Below are 21,538 nucleotides of genomic sequence, written 5' to 3' on the forward strand. Positions count from 1 at the left end.
AGGCCTTGAGCGCGAACAAAGCGCATAGTGTACCTGCCGTCGCCAGCCGCTGCTCATGCCGAGCGCGCGGGACGCATGGCCAGGCGCAGATGGAGAAGCGGGTAGGGCTGGCCCATGCCGTCCACGTCGCTGCGGCCTATCACTTCGAAGCCTTCATGCAGGTAGAACCCCAGTGCCTGGATATTCTGTTCGTTCACATCCAGCCCCCGGGCATTGAAGTGTTCCACGGTGTACCACAGCAGGCGCTTGCCCAGCCCAATGCCGCGATAGGCTGGGTCAATGAAGAGCATTTCGACGCGCCCGGCGGCCACCCCGGCAAAGCCGGCGATCCGGCGCTTGGCGTCCCGGATGCAGACCAACATCACCGCGTCCAGATAGCGCTCGGCCATGATCGTCCTGAGCTCGACGATGTAGGCATCGGGGAGAAAGTCATGGGTAGCCCGCACCGAGGCTTCCCAGACCCTGAGCAGGTCCGGGTATTCGGCGCGGCTGGGAGTGCCTATGTTAAAGGCTGCTGGGGCAAAGGCTGCTGGCATGGCGGGTGTCTCCTTGACAGGTGCCAGCAACACTATAGCCCGCGTGATCTTAGATTGCCGTGGCCCAGAGGTCGTATTCATCCGCGTCGGTGATCCGGCACAGCACCTTGTCTCCTGGCCGCAGGGGTCGGTCGGCGTCTACGTACACGTTGCCATCGATTTCCGGGGCATCGTAGAAGCAGCGGCCAATGGCGCCGTCTTCGTCTACCTCGTCGATCAACACTTCGATTTCCTTGCCCACGCGGGCCTGCAGACGGGCCGCGCTGATGGCCTGCTGGTGGGCCATGAAGCGCTCCCAGCGCTCCTGCTTGATGTCGTCCGGTACCGGCGCATCCAGAAGATTGGCCGGCGCGCCCTCGACCGGCGAATACTGGAAGCAGCCGACACGATCCAGCTGGGCTTCGGTGAGCCAGTCGAGCAGATACTGGAAATCCTCCTCGGTTTCGCCTGGGAAGCCCACGATGAAGGTCGAGCGAATGACCAGCTCCGGACAGATCTCTCGCCATTGCTTGATGCGGGCCAGGGTCTTGTCTTCGAAGGCTGGCCGCTTCATGGCCTTGAGCACCTTGGGGCTGGCGTGCTGGAAGGGGATGTCCAGGTACGGCAGGATCTTGCCGGCTGCCATCAGGGGGATCAGCTCATCCACATGAGGGTAGGGGTATACATAGTGAAGACGCACCCAGACACCCAGGGTCGAAAGGGCTTCGCACAGCTCAGTCATGCGGGTTTTCACCGGCTGGCCGTTCCAGAACCCGGTGCGGTACTTCACGTCCACGCCATAGGCGCTGGTGTCCTGGGAGATCACCAGCAGTTCCTTCACGCCCGCCTTGGCCAGGCGCTGGGCCTCGTCCAGCACATCGCCCACCGGCCGGCTGACCAGCTTGCCGCGCATGGAAGGGATGATGCAGAAGCTGCAGCTGTGGTTGCAGCCTTCGGAAATCTTCAGGTACGCATAATGACGCGGAGTCAGCTTGATTCCCTGAGGCGGCACCAGGTCGATCAGCGGATTATGGTCCTGCCGGGGCGGCACCACTTCATGCACCGCGGTGACCACCTGCTCGTATTGCTGCGGCCCTGTCACCGCCAGCACGCTGGGATGCACGTCACGGATGGCGCTTTCCTCCACGCCCATGCAGCCGGTGACGATCACGCGGCCATTCTCGGCGATGGCTTCGCCAATCACTTCGAGCGATTCGGCCTTGGCACTGTCTATAAAGCCACAGGTGTTGACCACCACCACGTCGGCGTCCTGGTAAGTGGGGACGACCTCGTAGCCTTCCATGCGCAGTTGGGTCAGGATCCGCTCCGAATCGACCAGGGCCTTGGGGCAGCCCAGTGAAACGAAGCCGACCTTTGGAGTGGCGGCGGGCGGAGTGACAGTAGACATGACTAACCTCGGTGTGGGGCAAGGCCGTGGCCGGGCCCAGGTGCGCGCTGAGCGCGTCTGATCAAAAAGTGCGCAATTCTAGCGATGCGCGCGCGGCAACGCCAGTGCTAAACCAGGGAAATATGACCAGCGCTGCGCTATGCTTCGCCCCCGCGCGCGGGCTGGCACCAGGTCACGCTGCGCGCCAGGGGCATAACTACCGCACGGCAGACGGCCGGCTCAAAGGGCAGTAGGAGAGGTTGATGGTTCAGGCAAGCAATGAGGCTGGAGGCGGGCACGCCGCGAAGCCGCTGAGTATGCTCGTGGCGGCGGTCGGCGTGGTCTACGGGGATATCGGTACCAGCCCCTTGTATACCTTGAAGGAAGTCTTCATGGGTGGTTATGGCGTCAGCGTGAGCCATGAAGGCGTCCTGGGCGTGTTGTCGCTGATCTTCTGGGCGCTGATCTGGGTGGTATCGATCAAGTACGTCCTGTTCGTGCTGCGCGCCGACAATCAGGGCGAGGGCGGCACCATGGCCCTGCTGTCCCTGGCCCGGCGCGCCGTGGCAGGCTACCCGCGCATCGGCGCGGTCATGGTGGGTTTTGGTCTGGTGGGCGCCGCGCTCTTCTATGGCGACAGCATGATCACCCCGGCCGTGTCAGTGCTCTCGGCGGTGGAGGGGCTGGAACTGGCCTTCGATGGGGTTGAACACTGGGTGATTCCCATTGCATTGGTGATCCTGATCGGCCTGTTCGTATTGCAGAAACACGGCACTGCCCGGATCGGCAAGTTGTTTGGCCCGATCATGGTGTGCTGGTTCCTGGTCCTTGGCGCGCTTGGCATCTGGGGTATCTCACACCATCCCGAAGTGCTGCAGGCGATCAACCCGCTGTGGATGGTGCGCTTCTTCATCAGCCATCCGGGTATCAGCGTCGCCGTACTGGGCGCCGTGGTATTGGCCTTGACCGGCGCCGAGGCGCTCTACGCCGACATGGGCCATTTCGGCCGCAAGCCCATCGCCCGGGCCTGGTTCGCGCTGATCCTGCCAGCGCTGGTGCTTAATTACTTCGGCCAGGGCGGGCTGTTGCTGGAAAACCCCGAGGCGGCGCGCAACCCCTTCTTCCTGCTGGCGCCAGGCTGGGCGCTGATCCCCTTGGTGGGCTTGTCTACCCTGGCGACGGTGATCGCCTCCCAGGCGGTGATCTCGGGTGCCTTCTCCCTGACTCACCAGGCCATACAGCTGGGCTATATCCCGCGCATGCATATCCAGCACACGTCCAGCAGCGAACAGGGCCAGATCTACATCAGCGCGGTGAACTGGTCTCTGATGGTGGGCGTTATCCTGCTGGTGCTGGGCTTCGAGTCGTCCAGTGCCCTGGCGTCCGCCTACGGCGTGGCCGTGACCGGCACCATGCTCTGCACGACCGTGCTGGTGGCGGCCGTCATCCTGCGCCTGTGGAAGTGGCCGGCCCTATTCGCCGTGCCACTGCTGTGCAGCTTCCTGCTGGTCGACATGCTGTTCTTCGCCGCCAACGTGCCGAAAATCTTCCAGGGCGGGGCCTTCCCGGTACTGGCCGGGTCCGCCCTGTTCATCCTCATGACAACCTGGAAGCGGGGCAAGCAGTTGCTGGTCGATCGCCTCGATGAAGGCAGCCTGCCGCTACCTATCTTCATTGGCAGCATTCGGGTCCAGCCGCCCCATCGTGTACAGGGCACCGCAGTATTCCTGACGGCGCGCCAGGACGCAGTGCCTCATGCACTGTTGCACAACATGCTGCACAACCAGGTGTTGCATGAGCAGGTCGTACTGCTGACGGTGCTGAGCGAAGACAGACCCCGGGTGCCGGCGCAGGAGCGGGTAGATGTCGAAGCCTTCGGGGAAGGCTTCTACCGGGTGATCCTTCATTATGGATTCATGGATGAGCCGGACGTGCCCGGAGCTCTGGCGCTCTGCCAGCTGGAAGACCTGGACTTCGGCCCCATGCGGACTACCTATTTCCTCAGCCGGGAAACCGTGATTCCTTCACGCTTGCCAGGCATGGCCCGCTGGCGGGAGGGGCTGTTCGCCTTCATGCTCAAGAATGCCAACGGCAACCTGCGGTTCTTCAGGCTGCCGCTGAACCGGGTGATCGAACTGGGTACCCAGGTGGAGATGTAAGGCTGTCCTGGCCGTTCAACCAGGAGAGCCAGCGCCAGCTGGCGAACGAGGCTCCCCTGGCATCAGGAACCCTTGCGCTGGTTGATCGCCTGGATCAACCGCTGGGCCAGCGCGGGGTAGTTTTCGTCGAAGTGGTGGCCGCCTGGCAGTTGTAGCTTCTCGCCCGTATGGGTGGCTTCGGTACAGCCGCTTTCGTCGGCCTCCTCGGCACCGTAGACACAAAGCACCTTCGCGCCTGGCACCTTGGCCAGTTCCACCCCGGTTGGCGCTTCCTTGCCTTCCTGGCCCAGCCAGCCTTCCACCTGGATCTCGAAACTGCCGCTGCGGGCGAAGGCGAGCAGGATCATGCTGTCGACCCGGGCCTGGTCGGCGGCCGGAAGGCGGTTGTAGATAGCGGGCAGTACGTCGGCGCCGAAGGAGTAACCGGCCAGCACGAAGCGCTTGGCGCCCCATTTCTGACGGTAGTACTGCATCAGCTCCATCAAGTCCTCGGCGCTTTCTTCAGGCGACTTGTGCTGCCAGTAGTAGCGCAAGGTATCGATACCCACCACTGGATAGCCGGACTTGGCCATGTCCTCGGCCACCTCCTTGTCCAGGTCACGCCAGCCACCGTCGCCCGAGAGGAACAGGGTCACGGTGTCGTTAGGCTTGCTGGGCACTTCCACCACCGGCATCTTCAAGCCCTTGTGGTCATCGCCCAGAATGGCTTGGGCCAGTTGCGTCTTGAGTAACTGCGGTAGCTTGACGTCATAGTCGCTTATGCTGTTCTGGGCATTGGCCTGGCCACGCACGAAGCTCGCGCTGACGTCGTCCGGCCAGTCGTTCCAGGCCACAGACCATTTGCCATGGGGAGCGCTTTTAGGCACCTCCCTCTTGCAGCCGGGTTGTTCCACGGTGAAATCCACCGACACCGCCCGCGCCTTGTCATTGTCCTGTCCAGCCAGCCACTGCCAGGCCAGGGAGGCCCCCGGGCCGATGCCGCCAACGATATCAGGCCTGGCATCGAGCTGCGCCAGCGCCGCTTCGAAGGCCTTGCCCTGGGCGATGCAATCATCCTTGGGCAGGGTTACCTGAAGAATGCGCGCCGCGCCCGAGCGGCTCAGGTCTGTAAGCTGTAGCTGGGTCAATGCCTGGTCGGCCGGAACCGCCACCGCCATCACCACCTTGACGCGCTGGCCCGGTGTCACCAGGGTCGCGTCACTTCCATCGCTCAGTTTCAAGGGTTGCGCCGTGGCTGGCGGAACCGGACGATTGAGCCACCAGAACATCAGCCCGGCAGCCACTATCAAGATCAACAGCGCGATCAGCGCCGAGCGCCAGTAACGTCGAATCATCAGCGTTTCACCAGTCCGGTCAGGCCACCCGCGATCAGGGCAGCGGTGTCAGCCAGGGCCACCAGCGGATCGAGACCCGCCGGTACGGCCATGTAGCGGGGTTCCCAATCCGGCTGGAATTTATCCTTGAACCGGCGAAGCCCCTGGAAGTTATAGAGTTGCTCGCCACGCCGGAACACCATCGAGCCCAGGCGTTGGGTCAGGGGCGCGCCACGGCGCGGCTGCAGGCCTGAGAGCGGGACCATGCCCAGGCTGAAGCGCGCATAGCCCTGCTGTTTGTAATGCTGGATCAGGCCCACCATCATGAACTCCATGGTCAGCTTGGGTGCGTCGGGGTGGGAACGCATCAGGTCCAGGCTGGCCAGCTCGTGGCTGTGAGTTTCCAGCAGGTTGGCGAACGCGACGGGGCGCCCTTGGAAGTGAATGATCACAATGCGGAAGTGCTTGAGGTAATCAGGGCTGAAACGGCCGAGGGAGAAGCCTTTTTCCCTCACGTTCTTACCCGACAGCCAGGCATCCGATATCACCTTCAGTTCATCCAGCGGCGCCGTGCCGGGCTCGTAGATATCCATGCTCAGGCCATCCCGGGTGCCGCGATTCCAGGTATAGCGCAGGTCTTTCATTTCCTTGCCCTTGGCGTCCAGGTCGAAGCGGCGCAGGTCTACCCGGGCCTCCTCGCCCAGCTTGATGGCAGTGAGGCCGATGTCCATGTAGAACGGCAGGTTTTCCGCGCGCACCTGGTAGAACACGGGGCGTGCATGATGGAAGTCGCACAGGTCCCTGAACTGCCAGATCATCTCGGCCCGGGGCTGGGTCGGCCCAATGGGGTCGTACAGGGCCACCAGGCTGCGGCCCCGGCGTGCGTACATCAGGAAGGCCTTGTCCTCGGGATGGAAGAGAAGCGCCTTGTCACCCGTCAGGGCCAGGCCGCCATCGGGCTGGTGAGAGGCCATGAGAATGCGATGAGCCCGCTCCAGCTCTTCCTGGCTGGGCAGGTGGATCACCGGGCGCGCCGTGCGCAGCAGCCAGGTCAGCGCCACTATCACCAGCAATACCGCGCTGCCCAGCGCCGAGCGCAGGCCCCGAGGCGCATCGGCGTCCAGGGTGAACTGCCACCAGAGACGATTGTTGTAAGGCACGTCCTGGTAGGCGAAGAACAGCAACCAGATGGACGCGCCCACCACGCAGGCGGCCGCCATGAGGTAGAAAGGCGACAGGGGCAGCTCCATGAGTCGGCTGGGGCGATAGAAAGCGCGCCTGAACACCGCCAACAGGGAGGCGGTGAGGACCAACACGGTGGCCTCTTCCCAATCGAAACCCTTGAGCAACGACAGCAGGGCACCCGTCAGCAGCAGCACCATGGTCAGCATCCAGGCCGCTGAAAGGCGACGCCGCAACCCTTGAGCCAGCAGCAGGCAAAGCACCCCTACCAGACTGGCTGCGAAGTGCGAAGCGTCGATGAGGCGGTGAGGAAGCAGGAAGCCCATGTGTCGCAGGCGGGTATCGATCTCGGGGGTGGCGCCGGAAAACAGCAGCACCATGCCCGATAGAAATACCAGCACCGCCAGGATGGGGGCTGCCAGGCCGGACGCCACGCGTATTGCCTGGCGGGCGAAAAGCACACGCTTGGCCTCGGTTGCCAGCAACAGCAGGCAGGCAACGAGGAAGGGCAGCATCACGTAGATCAGGCGATACAGCAGCAAGGCGGCGGCCAGGGGGGCGGCGCCCAACTGGTCGGCGAAGGCGGCCAGCAGGATGGCCTCGAACACGCCAACGCCACCGGGTACATGGCTCAATACCCCGGCGGCCAGCGCTAGCAGATAGACCAGCAGGAATGCGCCATACGGGGGCGCTTCGGGAAGCAGGCAATACAGCACAGCGGCCGCGACAGCGACGTCCAGGGCCGTGATCAGCAGTTGCAGGAAGCACAACCGCAGCGAAGGCAGGCGCAGGGTGCCACGGCCGGCCCGCACGATCAGATTGTGTGGAAACGGCTGAGCCGAGGCCCGGCGTCGATAGACGCCTACCGCCAGGCCCGTGGTCAATAGCAGTACCGCCACGGCCAGCGCGCCGAGTGCTCCCGGTGACAGGCGCAGCGCTGTGGAGGCGGCCTGCAGGTCGCTCAGGCACGCCAGGGCAGCCAGTGGTGGCAGGGCGCATCCCAGCGAGAGGCTCGCAAAGAGGGTCATCCGCGCGACTTCCGCGGGCCCTGCGCCGAGGCGGGCGTAGAGGCGATAGCGCACCGACCCGCCCGACAATAGTGACAGGCCCACGGCATTGCCTATGGCAAAGGCCGTGAAGCCGCCCATGACCAAGGCTTTGGGCGCAAGATTGGCGCCGGCGTAGCGGGCTGCCGACCATTCGTAGCCCAGCAGCACCACAAAACCCAATGCGGTGAAGCCAAGCGCCGCCAGCAAGGCGCTCGCAGGCGTAGCGGCAATAGAGTCATGAAGGGCGTACAGGTCCATGTCCACCAGCATGCGGCGGCATGCAATGAGCGCGATGGCGAACAGGACGATGGTCAGGCCAATGCCGAGCGGCTGACGGTACTGGCTCAAGCGCTCTATCCAGCGTAGGCGAGCAGGCGGAAGGGGAACGGGTGACGTTACGGTATCGTTTACTTCGGACATTTCAGGGCGCATCAATGACCTCGCCTATTGAGCGCGACAGGATGGAGGTATCCGGCCAACTTACCAATCCCCACAAAATGAAATTTTTGCGAATAATGGCGCTGTTCGGATCTCGACCTCATGCTGAACGGCAGGCTGCAAGCGAACATTGTTCAGACAGCTGTGCACAGTAGGTTGGCACAGGCATAAAAAAAGGCCACTTTTTCAAGTGGCCTTTCTTCGATTGGTTGCGGGAGCCGGATTTGAACCGACGACCTTCGGGTTATGAGCCCGACGAGCTACCAGGCTGCTCCATCCCGCGTCTGTGGTTGCGCATTATAGGGGTATTCTTTTCCGTGTCAAGGCACAGGTATGTTTTTCTCTACCCTTTCCACACCAAAACCATATTTGGTAGCGGAAAAAAAGGCCACTTTTTCAAGTGGCCTTTCTTCGATTGGTTGCGGGAGCCGGATTTGAACCGACGACCTTCGGGTTATGAGCCCGACGAGCTACCAGACTGCTCCATCCCGCGTCTGTGGGGCGCATTCTACGCACATGGATGACCTTGTCAATCTTTACTTTGGAAAAAAAGCTTTTCACTCAACAATTTAGCCTTGTCGAGCATGGTAGAGCGCCCGCAGTACAAGCCTACAAAGCCTGGATACTGTATATTCATTCACCGGTAACAACTGGTTTCGTTCGGTCATGGCGCAACGGAAAATCCTTCATATCGACTGCGACTGCTTCTATGCGGCCATCGAAATGCGCGACGACCCCCGCCTGGCAGGCAAGCCCCTGGCCGTGGGCGGGTCGGCGGACCGGCGCGGCGTCATCGCTACCTGTAATTACGAAGCGCGCGCTTATGGAGTGCGCTCGGCCATGTCCTCCCGTCATGCCCTCAAGCTGTGCCCGGACCTGACCATCGTGCGACCGCGTTTCGATGCTTATAAAGAGGCGTCCCGAGAAATCCACGGGATCTTCCAGCAATACACGGACTTGATCGAGCCGTTATCGCTCGACGAGGCTTATCTCGACGTTACCGACTCCACCCATTTCCAGGGCAGCGCCACCCGTGTCGCCCAGGCTATCCGTCAGGATGTCGCCAGGCGCTTGCATATCACGGTGTCTGCCGGGGTGGCGCCAAACAAGTTTCTTGCCAAGATCGCCAGCGACTGGCGCAAACCCAATGGGCTGTTCGTCATCACGCCGGATCAGGTCGAGGCATTCGTTGCCGAGTTGCCGGTCTCCAAGCTGCATGGGGTAGGGAAGGTGACCGCCGACAAGCTGGAGCGGCTAGGTATCCGACGTTGCTCGGATCTACTGCAATGGTCGCGCTTGAACCTGCTGCGCGAATTCGGCGGCTTCGGCGAGCGTCTGTATCAGCTGGCCCGCGGCGTTGACGAGCGCCCCGTGCACGTGGATAGCCGCCGCCAGTCGGTCAGTGTGGAAAACACCTACGACGAAGACCTTCCGAGTCTGGACGCCTGCCTCGATAAGTTGCCAGCGCTGATGGAGACGCTGGCCGGGCGCCTGCAGAGGCTGGATGACGGGTATCGCCTGGGCAAGCCCTTCGTGAAAGTGAAATTCCATGATTTCACCCAGACCACGCTGGAGCAGGCCAACGCCGCGCGCGACCTCGACAGCTACCGCAGCCTGGTCAGTCAGGCTTACGCCAGAGGCAGCAAGCCCGTCCGTCTGTTGGGAATAGGCGTGCGCCTGGAAGACCTGCGCGGCGCCCTGACGCAACTTGAGCTGTTCGACTCAGGCCTGTAGGTGGAAAAGCTGCCGAATTCAGTCTCTGTCGATCGCCTTTCGCTAGCTGGCGCTAGCTTCCATCGAGAGCCACGACCAGCCAGCGTTTTACAGATCGACCGCGCGGCCGGCATCCTTGGCCAGGGCCTTGATGAAGTCCCGTTGCAGCTCCGGGTCGTTGTGTGTCAGCTCCAGCAGGCTCTGTTGGAGGTCGTTGGCTTCATCTTCCAACCCCAGCTGTGAAAGCCGCTTGACCCGGTATACCCACTGGCTTACCTCGTCGTCCTCCAGGTCGTCGTAGATCAGCTTGTGAGCTTCCACCAGCTTGACGCGCAAGGCCGGGCTCAGTTGCACGGTGGCGTCGGCGCGGGAGGTGCCGTCGTCATCCTTGGCTACCAACACGAGCCGCGTCACGTCATGCAACTCCTGGTCCGCGAAAGGGGCATCCAGCAGGTTGAGCCGCAAGTACCCCTTGCTGTCGGTGTTCAAGGCATACACCTCGGCTCCGGCGGTGACCTCCAGGGGCTTTTCGGCCCAAGGCTCGACCGTGACTTCCTGGCGCTTGTCCTTCTGGATTTCCTGTGTGGCGGCCAGGTTCTGTTCGGCGCGGCCGTTGGACTGGGTGTTCATGAGCGGATTGAGCCCGGCGAACCCGTAGTTGATCCAGCCATGAGTCACGTTTTCAGGCAGCCGCCCCAGCAGCACCACGTTGAGAGCGTTGGCCGCCACGCCGGCGACCACGGCCACCGCGCCCAAGGGTACTTCATAGAGCTCGCGCCAGGGCTGGTAAGGCGTATAGCGGTCGTAACGGCGAGTGACCTCGAAGTCGGTGACCTCGAACGTGGCCTGTTCGGTAACCCGAATTCGCCGCTGGGGCTGCTCCAGCAGAGCATCCCCGGCATCGATGGCCAGGTGATGCTCGATGGGCTTGCGCTCGGTACGGGCTTCGAGCTCGCTGCGCTGGGACATCTGGTTGGCACAGCCGGCCAGCAGGCAGGCGCCGCACAGGGCGACGCCACCAAGCCACGGCATACTAGGTGTCGACATGAACGCGTTACCTGTAATCAGCGGCCCAGCCGTGCCTGCAGGAAGGGCAGGGCCTCGGCGATGTCCAGGCTCTGGGCTTCGCTTTCAGTCCGCTGCTTGTATTCCAGCTTGCCTTCGGCCAGGGAACGATCACTGATCACGATACGGTGCGGGATGCCGATCAGTTCCATGTCCGCGAACTTGATGCCGGGGCTGGTCTTCTTGTCGCGATCGTCGAGCAGTACATCGATGCCGGCGGCGGTCAGCTCCCGGTAGAGCGTATCAGTGGCTTCGCGTACCTGCTCGGTCTCATAGCGCAGCGGCACCAGGGCGACCTGGAAGGGCGCCAGGGTATCGCTCCAGATGATGCCGCGCTCGTCGTGGTTCTGCTCGATGGCGGCGGCGACCACGCGGGACACCCCGATACCGTAGCAGCCCATGGTCATGGTGACTGGCTTGCCGCTTTCGCCGAGCACCTGGGCCTTCATGGCTTCGCTGTACTTGGTGCCGAGCTGGAAGATATGACCCACCTCGATGCCGCGCTTGATCTCCAGGGTGCCTTGGCCGTCCGGGCTAGGGTCGCCTTCGACCACGTTGCGCAGGTCCGCCACTTCCGGCAGCGGCAGGTCACGCTCCCAGTTCACGCCGAAGTAGTGCTTGTCATCGATGTTCGCGCCCACGGCGAAGTCGCTCATCATGGCCACGGAGCGGTCGACGATGCAGGGCAGGGGCATGTTCAGCGGGCCCAGGGAGCCCGCGCCGGCACCGATGGCTTCGCGCAGTTCCGCTTCACCGGCCATTACCAGCGGGCTGGCTACCAGAGGATGGTTGGCGGCCTTGATCTCGTTGAGCTCGTGGTCCCCACGTACCACCAGGGCAATGAGCTTGCCCGCCTCGGCGGCATGCACCACCAGGGTCTTGACGGTTTTCTCGATGGGCAGTCCGAACTTTTCCACCAGCGCGGCGATGGTCTTGGTGTCCGGGGTGTCTACCAGGCGCAGCGCCTCGGTGGCCGCGCCGCGAGCGCTTTCCCGCGGCAGCGCCTCGGCCTTTTCGATATTGGCGGCATAGTCCGAGCCATTGCTGAAGACGATGTCGTCCTCGCCGGAGGAGGCCAGCACATGGAACTCGTGGGAGCCGGCGCCGCCGATGGAGCCGTTATCGGCCTCGACGGGGCGGAAGTGAAGGCCCAGGCGGGTAAAGATGTTGCAGTACGCCTGGTGCATGCGGTCGTAGGTTTCCTGCAGGGAAGCCTGGTCCGCATGGAAGGAGTAAGCGTCCTTCATGATGAATTCGCGACCGCGCATCAGGCCGAAGCGTGGGCGAATCTCGTCACGGAATTTGGTCTGGATCTGGTACAGGTTGATCGGCAACTGCTTGTAGCTGTTCAGCTCGTTGCGGGCGATGTCGGTGATGACCTCCTCATGGGTAGGGCCAGCGCAGAAATCACGGGCGTGACGGTCCTTGATGCGTAGCAGTTCGGGGCCGTACTGTTCCCAGCGGCCGGATTCCTGCCACAGTTCGGCCGGCTGGATGCCCGGCATCAGTACCTCCAGGGCGCCGGCGGCATTCATTTCCTCGCGCACGATGGCTTCGACCTTGCGCATCACCCGCAGGCCCATCGGCAGCCAGGTGTACAGGCCGGAGGCGAGCTTGCGAATCATCCCCGCGCGCAGCATCAGCTGATGGCTGATGACCACCGCGTCGGACGGGGTTTCTTTCAGTGTGGCGAGCAGGAATTGACTGGTGCGCATGGTAGGCCGTGTCGGTTGCTGAATTCAGATATAGCTGGGCATTGTACGGAGCAAGCGGCGCCAAAGAAAAGCCCGGCGCGGAGGCCGGGCTCTTCAGGCATAGCGAACCGCCGTGTCGATTACAGGACCGAGATCGGGTAGTCGACGATCAGGCGGAACTCGGCACGGTCGCCTTCGCCCTGGTCGGAGTTGGCAGTGTGCCAGGCCTGACGAATACGGAAGGACATGTCCTTGACCGGGCCCGTCTGTACTACGTACTTGGCTTCGACGTTGGTTTCGTGATGCTTGCCGTCAGCACCGTACAAACCAGCGTACGCGCTGCTGGCGTCAACCTTGGTACCGTCGATGTCCCAGCCGTTGGCGTAACGTGCCATGAAGCTCAGACCTGGAACGCCAAAGCTGGCCATGTCCAGGTTGTACTGCAGCTTCCAGGATTTTTCGCCAGGGCCGTTGAAGTCGGAGTACTGGATGGAGTTGGCCAGGAAGATCGAGTCGCCGCCCTTGTTATTGTCGCCAATACCGATGTAGTCGAACGGCGTATCGCCATTAACCTTCTGGAACGACAGGGTCAGGGTCTGGCCGGGCATGAAGGCGTAGGCGGTGGACAACGAGTAGGTGTTGTTGTCGATGTCGCCCAGCTCGGAGCTGCCTTCATCCTTGGTGCGGTAGTAGTTTACGTCGAAGGTCAGCGACTGGTCGTTAGCCAATGGCAGGACGTAGTTGATGTTGCCATAGTACTGGTCCCACAGGTCTTCAACCTTGCTGCCATACAGGCCAAAGCTCAGTTGATCATTCAACGCATAACGGCCGCCAACATAGTCGGCGGTGTTGGCAGTCACGCCACCATACTGCGACCAGATCTCGCCATCACGGTTGGTGGTGTTCTGGCTCGTGCCCGAGTAGAAGTGACCGGCTTCCACATCCAGGCCCTGGAGTTCGCTACTCATCAAGGTGATGCCGCTGGCGGTTTGTGGCAGCAGGCGGCTACCACCCACGGCGAATACCGGGCTGGTACTTGGCTGCTGGTCACCGATCTTCAGCATGGTCTTGGAGATGCGGAATTTGGCAGCGGCACCGGCTTTGCCGAAGTTGCTGTGGTTGTCGCCGTTGTCTGGGTCCACGGTCAGGTTGCCCGACCCGGAATATTTGTCCAGGCCCCAAAGACGCAGACCACCGTAGGCGAAGGCATCGATACCAACGCCGATCGTGCCAGTGGTGAAGCCGGAGCTGTATACGCCATGGACGCCCTGCGTCCAGTCACGCTGATCGTTCCCGCCGTTCCGATTGTCGCGGTGGAAGTAATAGTTGCGAAGCAGCACGTTCAAGGTGCTGTCTTCAACGAAGCCCTTGGCTTCGGCCTGGTCGCTTACGAAAGCTTCGGCCATGGCCAGCTGCGAGGTCGCCGCCGCGGTAACTGCCAGTGCGATTGCGCTCCACTTCATCACTCTCATCGTGACTTGCTCCTTTGGTTTTAGTAGGTCCCGCCGGCCGCTTGGATTTTATCAGGTCGGCTCTTGCTGTTCTCTCGGGCGCGAGTCGATCACGCCTGCCTGGTTGTTCTGCGATTCGGCCAGAGCGCCCGTTGCCGGGTCGAGGCCCATATCCCCTCGCGTTCAATCTGTTGCCTGTCGATTCGCCCGCCTGCGCTTGGCAGCTTGGCGGGCCTGACAACCCTTGCCCCTATGGCTTGGCAAAGAGATAGCAACATCTGTGCTCAAATCGGACGCCGCCTCACATTTTTTTCACTTTTGGTCGTCAGTCACGGGAAAACCCTTGAAACCACGGGGTCTAAGCCCCCTTGTTCGGCCCCTTGACAGCTGAGGCGCTTTAAGATGGTGCTCTTTGATATCTCACAACAGTGTTACCAATGTCACGTTACTCGTTGATGAATAACGTTTCGGCCGCACTGATAAGTACCGCCGTGTGCCTTTATGGTGCGAAAAGTAGCACGTGCTTCGAGAGGCTAGCCCAAAGTCCGGACAAGGCAAGGCAGCGCGGCCTTACGAAGCTCTGGAACCTCTGACCAACCGATATTCGGCGTGCTGCGGTATGCTGAAGGAGCGTCAGCCAGACGCGCCTACTAGGTAGAGGAGACCTGACCTTGTTCGAACTCGACGCCCGCTTGCAAGCCGATACCTGGGTGCTGGGGGACTTTCCCCTATGTCGCCTGCTGCTGAGCCGGGACGCCAATTACCCTTGGCTGATTCTGGTGCCTCGCCGCGAAGGAATCAGCGAAATCCATGAGCTTGCCGCCGAAGACCAACTGCAGCTGGCCCGCGAGACGGCGCAACTGGCCCAGCGGCTCAAGGGATTGCTAGGCGCGGACAAAATGAACGTGGCCGCATTCGGGAACGTGGTCGCCCAGCTTCATGTGCACGTAATCGCTCGGTATGCCACCGATGTGGCATGGCCTGCCCCAATTTGGGGCAAGCTTCCTGCGCGACCCTATGACGAAGTGGCGCTCGCGGCCCTCAAGGCGCGGCTAAAGAGCATGAGCATCGAAGGCTTGCGGTGGGAGGAGGGGGTATGACGCTGGAGAGCCGTGTGACCGAACTGGAAACCCGCCTGGCCTTCCAGGACGATACCATCCAGGCCTTGAACGAGGTGGTAGTGGATCAACAGCGTCAGCTGGAGCGCCTGGCCCTGCAGATGGGGCAACTGATCGAGCGGTACAAGGAACTGGCTGGGCAGTTCGAGGAAGGCGGCGAGGAACCGCCGCCCCCTCATTACTGATGTGACATCAACGCCCGGGGGCGGCGGCGACGACATCTTCGGCCTGTAGGCCCTTGTCGCGATTCATCACGGAGAACTCGACGCGCTGGCCCTCGACCAGGACGCGATGGCCTTCGCCCCGGATGGCCCGGAAGTGCACGAAGATATCATCCCCCGAATCACGGGAGATGAAGCCAAAGCCCTTGGATGTGTTGAACCACTTCACGGTGCCGGTATCCCGGTTGGCTGGGTTGTAGTTGATCGGCGGCGCGGCCACGTGACGCTTGGGACGGCTCGCCGCGAGCTGCAGCACCGCGGCGGCGAGCATGGACAGCAGTCCCAACCAGGCGGCCGGCTCGCCGCCCACCAATGGCATGGGCGCGTACAGCACCAGTGCCTGCAGTACCGCCGCCAGCACCAGCAAGGCACTGACGAAGCCTTGCAGCGTCTGTCGCGGCGTGTGTTTCCACTGAGGAATCAAGGGCGCGAACAGCAGGTTGCCCAAGCCGATGAACGCCAGGTGAAAGGCATCCGACTGGGACAGGTAGGGCAACGCATCCGGCAGGACGCCGGGAAGGGCAGCCAGCAGCAAAGCGCCGATGCCCGTGAGCAGATGAACGGTTTTCAACATGGTTATGACTCACAGTTTTCCAGAGGATCAAGAAGCGCCAGCCCCCGCAGCGTGCCGATGGCAACAGAACGGAAGACGACCGGGAGGGGTTGGGCCTATGCATCAGCGCACCGCCCGCAGGCCACCGCATGGAACGAGAAAAAAAGCGGCGACTCGAAGGGATTGGTAACGCGCTGGTGACACCGGGCTATTTAACAGGAAACTGGCCGCCAGACTCAATTCAATCTGGACTGGCCCGTGGCCCGCAGCCTGTCTTGGCCGCCTGTGACAAAAGCGCGCCGCAGCGAAGGGCTGCGGCCCGACGGACGGCTTGCTACAGTAGCCGGCGCACCGGTAGACATCTTTCCATACACAAGGGGAACCCCATGGCAATTGATATCGGCATCAGCGAGGAAAATCGCAAGTCCATCGTCGAGGGTCTGTCGCGCCTGCTGGCAGACACCTATGTGCTGTACCTGAAAACCCACAACTTCCACTGGAACGTGAGCGGGCCGATGTTCCGCACCCTGCACCTGATGTTCGAGGAGCAGTACAACGAGCTGGCCCTGGCCGTGGACTCCATCGCCGAGCGCATCCGCGCGCTGGGCTTCCCGGCGCCGGGCACCTACTCCACCTATGCGCGGCTTTCTTCCATCGAGGAGCCGGAAGGCGTGCCAGCCGCCGAAGACATGATCAAGCAGTTGGTGGCCGGCCAGGAAGCGGTAGTGCGCACCGCGCGCAGCCTGTTCCCCCTGCTGGACAAAGTGAGCGATGAGCCTACCGCCGACCTGCTGACCCAGCGCATGCAGGTGCATGAGAAAACCGCATGGATGCTGCGTGCCATGCTCGAACAGAAATAAGCGGCTGCTGCCTGGCGGCCCTTGTGCCGCCAGGTGGCGAATTTTCAGCCCCCAGTTGCCGTCCTTTCCTACCCTTTTCTTTGCCGCTCTCTCTCCTTCCCGGCCTTCGCTAGCGCTTTCATAAGCTTGCGGTGCGCATGGCGCTGCATGTCATACAGCCAAGGAAGGTGTCCTATGTTCATCAAGTGCTCCACGACTGGCGGCTGTCCGGCTGCCAAGCTCGCCCTCGATCCGTTCCGCAAGGATTTCGACATGGCGCTGGCCAGGCCCGTCGCTCGATCAGTGCGGCTCAATGGCTTCGCTACCTGCCTGCGCCTGGAACGGGTGTACTGGAACATCCTGCAGAGCATGGCCGAGCGAAACCAGTGTACGGTGAGCCAGTTGCTTTCCTACCTCGACCGTGAGGTACACCTGCGCCATGGTGGGGTCAAGAATTTCAGCGGCCTGGTCAGGGTGATCTGCGTTGCCTACGCGTTGGAACGGGCCGGCCTTCCGTCCCCCAGGCGGGAGCCGATGAACGTAGTCAGCGAATGAACCCGTAGCGCGGAGCTTGCAGGAGGGCGCGGTTAAGCAGATATAATTCCGGGTTTGAGCCACCCGCGCCACGTGCGCCACGTTCTAGCCGAGCAACCGCAAGATGCCCCTCTACAATTATCAGTGCGAAAGCTGTGATCACTCGTTCGAGGCCATGCAGAAATTCAGCGACGCGCCCCTGGTCGACTGCTCCACATGCGCGGCACCCAGCCTGAAGAAGGCGGTGTCCCGGGCGGGCTTCCGGCTCGGCGGCACGGGCTGGTACGAGACAGACTTCAAGACCGGCGCCAAGAAGAACCTGGCTGGCGCCGACAAGGCCGACTGAGTTGAACCCCTTGGCCGGGTGCTGCACACTGCCGGTGACGCGGCCCCGCCTGAACACGACTGACTATAAGTGAACCGACCATCATGATGCGCAGCCACTATTGCGGCCAACTGAACGAGAGCCTGGAAGGCCAGGAAATTACCCTCTGCGGCTGGGTGCACCGCCGTCGTGACCATGGCGGGGTGATCTTCCTCGATATCCGCGATCGCGAGGGAATGGCCCAGGTGGTCTTCGATCCGGATCGCGCGCAGTCCTTCGCCGCCGCAGACCGCGTGCGCAGCGAATACGTGGTGCGCATCAGCGGCAAGGTGCGCCTGCGTCCGGCCGGCGCGGTCAACCCGAACATGGCCTCCGGCGCCATCGAGGTGCTGGGCTATGAGCTGGAAGTCCTCAATGAATCGGAAACCCCTCCGTTCCCGCTGAACGAATATTCCGACGTTGGCGAAGAAACCCGCCTGCGCTATCGCTATATCGACCTGCGCCGCCCGGAAATGGCCGACAAGCTGCGCCTGCGCTCGCGCATCACCAGCTCCGTGCGCCGCTTCCTCGACGAGAACGGCTTCTTGGACGTGGAAACGCCGATCCTTACTCGCGCCACGCCTGAAGGCGCGCGCGACTATCTGGTGCCCAGCCGCACCCATGCGGGCAGTTTCTTCGCCTTGCCGCAGTCGCCCCAGCAGTTCAAGCAGCTGCTGATGGTCGCCGGCTTCGATCGCTACTACCAGATCGCCAAGTGCTTCCGTGATGAAGACCTGCGGGCCGACCGCCAGCCGGAATTCACCCAGATCGACATCGAAACCAGCTTCCTGGACGAATCGGAGATCATGGGCCTGACCGAAGCCATGATCCGCCAACTGTTCAAGGACGTACTGAACGTCGAGTTCGGCGAATTCCCCCACATGACCTACGAAGAAGCGATGCGTCGCTACGGCTCGGACAAGCCGGACCTGCGCATTGCGCTGGAACTGGTGGACGTGGCCGACCAGCTCAAGGACGTGGACTTCAAGGTGTTCAGTGGCCCGGCCAATGATCCCAAGTGCCGGGTGGCTGCCCTGCGCCTGCCAGGCGGCGCGAGCATGCCACGCAGCAAGATCGACGATTACACCAGATTCGTCGGCATCTACGGTGCCAAGGGCCTGGCCTACATCAAGGTCAACGAGCGCGCCAAGGGCGTCGAGGGCCTGCAGTCGCCTATCGTCAAGAACATTCCGGAAGAAAACCTCAACGTGATCCTCGATCGCGTGGGCGCCGTCGATGGCGATATCGTCTTCTTCGGCGCGGACAAGGCCAAGATCGTCAGCGAGGCACTGGGCGCCCTGCGCATTCGCCTGGGCACCGACTTCCAGCTGCACACCTGCGAATGGGCGCCGATGTGGGTCATCGACTTCCCCATGTTCGAAGAGAACGACGACGGCAGCGTCAGCGCCGTGCATCACCCGTTCACCGCGCCCAAGTGCTCCCCGGCCGAGCTTGAGGCGAACCCGAGCGGCGCGTTGTCCCGGGCCTATGACATGGTGCTCAACGGCACCGAGCTGGGCGGTGGTTCCATCCGTATCCATCGCAAGGAAATGCAACAGGCGGTGTTCCGCCTGCTGGGCATCGACGCGGCGGAGCAGGAAGAGAAGTTCGGCTTCCTCCTCGATGCGCTCAAGTTCGGCGCGCCGCCCCATGGCGGACTGGCCTTCGGCCTCGATCGCCTGGTGATGCTGATGACTGGCGCCCAGTCCATTCGCGAAGTGATCGCCTTCCCGAAAACCCAGAGTGCCGCCGACGTCATGACCCAGGCACCTGGTGCGGTCGATGCCAAGGCACTGCGCGAGCTGCACATTCGCCTGCGCGAGCAGCCCAAGGCCGAGTAAATCGTGCAGACGCCTCGGCGTCGCTGGCAGTACCCTCGCGCCCCCGCCGCGTCATACGCGCGGGGGCGGTTTTGTAATGAATACGTATCGGAGTCTTTATGGCAGGTCATTCCAAGTGGGCGAACATCAAGCACCGCAAAGAACGCCAGGATGCCAAGAGGGGCAAGATCTTCACCAAGTGGATTCGCGAGCTGACCGTGGCGGCCAAGCAGGGTGGGGGTGACCCCGCGTCCAACCCGCGCCTGCGGCTGGCCCTGGACAAGGCCCTGGGCGCCAACATGAGCCGGGAAATCATCGACCGCGCCATCGCGCGCGGGGCGGGCTCCACCGAAGGCGAGAATGTCGAGGAACTGAGCTACGAAGGCTACGGGCCAGGCGGCGTGGCGGTCATGGTGGAAGCCATGAGCGACAACCGCAATCGCACCGCCGCGGCCGTTCGTCATGCATTCAGCAAGTGCGGCGGCAACCTGGGTACCGATGGTTCGGTGGCCTACCTGTTCGAGCGCAAGGGGCAGTTGAGCTTCGCCCCGGGCGTGGATGAAGAAGTCCTGACCGAGGCGGCCATCGAGGCCGAGGCGGACGACGTGGTCGGTCATGAAGATGGCTCGGTGGACGTGTTCACCTCCTTCGCCAGCTTCTATGCGGTACGCACCGCACTGGAAACCGCCGGTTTCAAGGCCACCGATGCCGAGATCATCATGGCGCCGAGCACTCAGGCCGAACTCGACCGCGAAGGGGCGGAAAAAGTGCTCAAGCTGCTCGACATGCTGGAGGACCTGGACGACGTTCAGAACGTCTACTCCAACGCCGCCATCGCCGATGACATCATGGAACAACTCGGTTGAGCCTGATCCTGGGCATCGACCCCGGCTCGCGGATCACCGGCTATGGCGTGGTGCTCGATCGCGGGCTCGGGCGCGGCTGCGAGTATGTCGCCTCCGGATGTATCCGAACCGGTAGCGGCGAGCTGCATGAGCGCCTGCAGGTGGTGTATCGCAGCGTGCGCGAGGTCATCAGCGCTCACGGGCCCGTCACCATGGGCATCGAGCGCGTATTCATGGCCCGCAACGCCGACTCGGCGCTCAAGCTGGGGCAGGCCCGTGGCGCGGCCATAGTCGCGGCGGCGGAAGAGGGGCTGGAAATCGCCGAATACTCCGCCACGCAGGTCAAGCAGGCCATCACCGGCACGGGCGGGGCCAGCAAGGAGCAGGTACAGCTGATGGTGATGCACTTGCTCAAGCTGACCACCAAGCCGCAGATCGATGCCTCCGATGCCCTGGCCATTGCGCTGTGCCACGCGCATACCCGCTCCAGCCTGGTGCCACACGGACTCAATACCGCGCGAAGCCGGGGCGGCCGTCTCAGGCTATAGCGGCAGCATTCACTCAAACTTTTTCATTTGCCGATGCCTGCCATGCTGCGATCATGCGCGCAGGCTCGTTAACAGCCCCGGTTTCCTGCAGGGGCGCCGGTATCTCAGGACTCGATCGTGATCGGACGCTTGCGCGGCACCCTGGCGGAAAAACAACCGCCGCACCTTATTCTCGACGTCAACGGCCTCGGCTATGAACTCGAGGTGCCCATGACCACGCTTTATCGCCTGCCGCCGGTCGGCCAGGCGCTGACGCTGCATACCCATCTGGTGGTCCGCGAGGACGCCCAGCTGTTGTATGGTTTCTACGAGCGCCGGGAGCGCGAGCTGTTTCGCGAGCTGATTCGTCTCAACGGCGTCGGCCCCAAGCTGGCTCTGGCCCTGATGTCCAGCCTGGAGGTGGACGAGCTGATCCGCTGCGTCCAGGCCCAGGACACCAGTGCCTTGGTCAAGGTGCCAGGGGTCGGCAAGAAAACCGCCGAGCGCCTGCTGGTCGAGCTCAAGGACCGCTTCAAGGCCTGGCAGACAGTGCCGGCAATGTTCGAGCTGGTGCCCGACGACGGGCCGACCGCCCGAGCGCCGGTGGCCACGGCGGAAACGGACGCGGTCAGCGCGCTCATTTCGCTGGGGTACAAGCCGCAGGAGGCCAGCAAGGCCGTGTCGGCGGTGAACGAGAAGGGCCTGTCCAGCGAAGACCTCATCCGCCGGGCGCTCAAGGGGATGATCTGAC

The 21,538-nt window shown here is 62.6% G+C and carries 19 protein-coding genes, 2 tRNA genes and 1 pseudogene; 11 read left to right on the top strand and 11 right to left on the bottom strand.

From position 1 onward, the window contains the following. Positions 1-53 precede the first annotated feature (53 nt). Together ACP691_RS09565 and rimO are read right to left on the bottom strand one after the other, a co-directional pair. On the bottom strand, positions 54-536 hold the full coding sequence (locus tag ACP691_RS09565; protein ID WP_426149261.1) for a GNAT family N-acetyltransferase: 483 nt from the start codon (positions 534-536) through the stop codon (positions 54-56). 49 nt (positions 537-585) lie between these two features. Then, entirely contained in the window at positions 586-1,923 is a 1,338-nt protein-coding gene (rimO, locus tag ACP691_RS09570) for a 30S ribosomal protein S12 methylthiotransferase RimO (protein ID WP_426149262.1), read from the bottom strand. Between the two features lie 242 nt (positions 1,924-2,165). Between rimO and ACP691_RS09575 the strand changes: the two genes are divergently transcribed. Next, on the top strand, positions 2,166-4,061 hold the full coding sequence (locus ACP691_RS09575; protein WP_426149263.1) for a potassium transporter Kup: 1,896 nt from the start codon (positions 2,166-2,168) through the stop codon (positions 4,059-4,061). Positions 4,062-4,123: 62 nt separating this feature from the next. Here ACP691_RS09575 and ACP691_RS09580 read toward each other — a convergent pair whose 3' ends face one another. The 4 genes from ACP691_RS09580 to ACP691_RS09595 all read right to left on the bottom strand — a co-directional run bounded on the left by ACP691_RS09580 (position 4,124) and on the right by ACP691_RS09595 (position 8,536). After that, complete coding sequence (locus ACP691_RS09580) at positions 4,124-5,395, bottom strand: AcvB/VirJ family lysyl-phosphatidylglycerol hydrolase (RefSeq protein WP_426149264.1); 1,272 nt, start codon at positions 5,393-5,395, stop codon at positions 4,124-4,126. Next, entirely contained in the window at positions 5,395-8,025 is a 2,631-nt protein-coding gene (gene mprF / locus ACP691_RS09585) for a bifunctional lysylphosphatidylglycerol flippase/synthetase MprF (RefSeq protein WP_426149265.1), read from the bottom strand. The genes ACP691_RS09580 and mprF overlap by 1 nt, the downstream gene beginning before the upstream one ends. A gap of 224 nt (positions 8,026-8,249) precedes the next feature. Then, a tRNA-Met gene (locus tag ACP691_RS09590) sits at positions 8,250-8,326 on the bottom strand. 133 nt (positions 8,327-8,459) lie between these two features. Continuing rightward, positions 8,460-8,536, bottom strand: a tRNA-Met gene (locus tag ACP691_RS09595). Between the two features lie 173 nt (positions 8,537-8,709). Between ACP691_RS09595 and dinB the strand changes: the two genes are divergently transcribed. Then, entirely contained in the window at positions 8,710-9,777 is a 1,068-nt protein-coding gene (gene dinB / locus ACP691_RS09600) for a DNA polymerase IV (protein WP_426149266.1), read from the top strand. An 87-nt stretch (positions 9,778-9,864) separates the two neighbouring features. Here the strand turns inward: dinB and ACP691_RS09605 are convergent, their stop codons facing one another. The 3 genes from ACP691_RS09605 to ACP691_RS09615 form a co-directional block, all read right to left on the bottom strand. Continuing rightward, positions 9,865-10,803, bottom strand: coding sequence for a hypothetical protein (locus tag ACP691_RS09605; protein ID WP_426149267.1), 939 nt, complete (start codon positions 10,801-10,803; stop codon positions 9,865-9,867). Between the two features lie 17 nt (positions 10,804-10,820). Then, positions 10,821-12,536 (bottom strand): proline--tRNA ligase, encoded by a 1,716-nt coding sequence (locus tag ACP691_RS09610; protein ID WP_426149268.1) that lies wholly within the window; start codon positions 12,534-12,536, stop codon positions 10,821-10,823. A gap of 119 nt (positions 12,537-12,655) precedes the next feature. Next, positions 12,656-13,987 (bottom strand): OprD family porin, encoded by a 1,332-nt coding sequence (locus ACP691_RS09615; RefSeq protein ID WP_426149269.1) that lies wholly within the window; start codon positions 13,985-13,987, stop codon positions 12,656-12,658. A gap of 650 nt (positions 13,988-14,637) precedes the next feature. On the opposite strand from ACP691_RS09615, the gene ACP691_RS09620 reads away from it, so the two are divergent. Both ACP691_RS09620 and ACP691_RS09625 read left to right on the top strand, forming a co-directional pair. After that, entirely contained in the window at positions 14,638-15,066 is a 429-nt protein-coding gene (locus ACP691_RS09620; protein ID WP_426149270.1) for an HIT domain-containing protein, read from the top strand. Then, on the top strand, positions 15,063-15,269 hold the full coding sequence (locus tag ACP691_RS09625) for a SlyX family protein (RefSeq protein WP_040261080.1): 207 nt from the start codon (positions 15,063-15,065) through the stop codon (positions 15,267-15,269). The genes ACP691_RS09620 and ACP691_RS09625 overlap by 4 nt, the downstream gene beginning before the upstream one ends. A gap of 7 nt (positions 15,270-15,276) precedes the next feature. On the opposite strand, the gene ACP691_RS09630 is transcribed toward ACP691_RS09625, so the two are convergent. Together ACP691_RS09630 and ACP691_RS09635 are read right to left on the bottom strand one after the other, a co-directional pair. Continuing rightward, positions 15,277-15,510 (bottom strand): cold-shock protein, encoded by a 234-nt coding sequence (locus ACP691_RS09630; protein ID WP_426149697.1) that lies wholly within the window; start codon positions 15,508-15,510, stop codon positions 15,277-15,279. Positions 15,511-15,558: 48 nt separating this feature from the next. Further along, a pseudogene (locus ACP691_RS09635) lies at positions 15,559-15,879 on the bottom strand (cold shock domain-containing protein membrane protein); the annotation flags it as partial. A gap of 365 nt (positions 15,880-16,244) precedes the next feature. Between ACP691_RS09635 and ACP691_RS09640 the strand changes: the two are divergent. The 7 genes from ACP691_RS09640 (at position 16,245) to ruvA (ending at position 21,537) form a co-directional block, all read left to right on the top strand. Further along, positions 16,245-16,718 carry a Dps family protein gene (locus ACP691_RS09640; protein ID WP_040261078.1) on the top strand — a complete coding sequence of 158 codons (474 nt, stop codon included), beginning with the start codon at positions 16,245-16,247 and terminating at the stop codon, positions 16,716-16,718. Positions 16,719-16,892: 174 nt separating this feature from the next. After that, on the top strand, positions 16,893-17,252 hold the full coding sequence (locus ACP691_RS09645) for a ribbon-helix-helix domain-containing protein (protein ID WP_426149271.1): 360 nt from the start codon (positions 16,893-16,895) through the stop codon (positions 17,250-17,252). A gap of 103 nt (positions 17,253-17,355) precedes the next feature. Continuing rightward, positions 17,356-17,577, top strand: a complete 222-nt coding sequence (locus ACP691_RS09650; RefSeq protein ID WP_426149272.1) for an FmdB family zinc ribbon protein — start codon at positions 17,356-17,358, stop codon at positions 17,575-17,577. An 83-nt stretch (positions 17,578-17,660) separates the two neighbouring features. Next, positions 17,661-19,436 (top strand): aspartate--tRNA ligase, encoded by a 1,776-nt coding sequence (aspS, locus tag ACP691_RS09655; protein WP_426149273.1) that lies wholly within the window; start codon positions 17,661-17,663, stop codon positions 19,434-19,436. Between the two features lie 98 nt (positions 19,437-19,534). Further along, positions 19,535-20,281, top strand: coding sequence for a YebC/PmpR family DNA-binding transcriptional regulator (locus ACP691_RS09660; RefSeq protein ID WP_426149274.1), 747 nt, complete (start codon positions 19,535-19,537; stop codon positions 20,279-20,281). After that, positions 20,278-20,808, top strand: coding sequence for a crossover junction endodeoxyribonuclease RuvC (gene ruvC, locus ACP691_RS09665; protein WP_426149275.1), 531 nt, complete (start codon positions 20,278-20,280; stop codon positions 20,806-20,808). The genes ACP691_RS09660 and ruvC overlap by 4 nt, the downstream gene beginning before the upstream one ends. A 117-nt stretch (positions 20,809-20,925) precedes the next feature. Further along, positions 20,926-21,537 (top strand): Holliday junction branch migration protein RuvA, encoded by a 612-nt coding sequence (gene ruvA, locus ACP691_RS09670; protein WP_426149276.1) that lies wholly within the window; start codon positions 20,926-20,928, stop codon positions 21,535-21,537. Position 21,538 lies beyond the last annotated feature (1 nt).

The organism is Pseudomonas sp. DC3200b2 (assembly GCF_049895785.1).
Classification (GTDB): Bacteria; Pseudomonadota; Gammaproteobacteria; order Pseudomonadales; family Pseudomonadaceae; genus Aquipseudomonas; species Aquipseudomonas massiliensis.

Bases quoted from the DNA above. Each gene is read 5' to 3' on its own strand.
- ACP691_RS09645 (WP_426149271.1), top strand. From the start codon at position 16,893: ATGTTCATCAAGTGCTCCACGACTGGCGGCTGTCCGGCTGCCAAGCTC.
- ACP691_RS09615 (WP_426149269.1), bottom strand. From the start codon at position 13,987: ATGAGAGTGATGAAGTGGAGCGCAATCGCACTGGCAGTTACCGCGGCG.
- rimO (WP_426149262.1), bottom strand. From the start codon at position 1,923: ATGTCTACTGTCACTCCGCCCGCCGCCACTCCAAAGGTCGGCTTCGTT.
- ACP691_RS09575 (WP_426149263.1), top strand. From the start codon at position 2,166: ATGGTTCAGGCAAGCAATGAGGCTGGAGGCGGGCACGCCGCGAAGCCG.
- ACP691_RS09660 (WP_426149274.1), top strand. From the start codon at position 19,535: ATGGCAGGTCATTCCAAGTGGGCGAACATCAAGCACCGCAAAGAACGC.
- ACP691_RS09640 (WP_040261078.1), top strand. From the start codon at position 16,245: ATGGCAATTGATATCGGCATCAGCGAGGAAAATCGCAAGTCCATCGTC.
- ACP691_RS09605 (WP_426149267.1), bottom strand. From the start codon at position 10,803: ATGTCGACACCTAGTATGCCGTGGCTTGGTGGCGTCGCCCTGTGCGGC.
- ACP691_RS09565 (WP_426149261.1), bottom strand. From the start codon at position 536: ATGCCAGCAGCCTTTGCCCCAGCAGCCTTTAACATAGGCACTCCCAGC.
- dinB (WP_426149266.1), top strand. From the start codon at position 8,710: ATGGCGCAACGGAAAATCCTTCATATCGACTGCGACTGCTTCTATGCG.
- aspS (WP_426149273.1), top strand. From the start codon at position 17,661: ATGATGCGCAGCCACTATTGCGGCCAACTGAACGAGAGCCTGGAAGGC.
- ACP691_RS09610 (WP_426149268.1), bottom strand. From the start codon at position 12,536: ATGCGCACCAGTCAATTCCTGCTCGCCACACTGAAAGAAACCCCGTCC.
- ACP691_RS09650 (WP_426149272.1), top strand. From the start codon at position 17,356: ATGCCCCTCTACAATTATCAGTGCGAAAGCTGTGATCACTCGTTCGAG.
- ACP691_RS09625 (WP_040261080.1), top strand. From the start codon at position 15,063: ATGACGCTGGAGAGCCGTGTGACCGAACTGGAAACCCGCCTGGCCTTC.
- ACP691_RS09580 (WP_426149264.1), bottom strand. From the start codon at position 5,395: ATGATTCGACGTTACTGGCGCTCGGCGCTGATCGCGCTGTTGATCTTG.
- mprF (WP_426149265.1), bottom strand. From the start codon at position 8,025: ATGTCCGAAGTAAACGATACCGTAACGTCACCCGTTCCCCTTCCGCCT.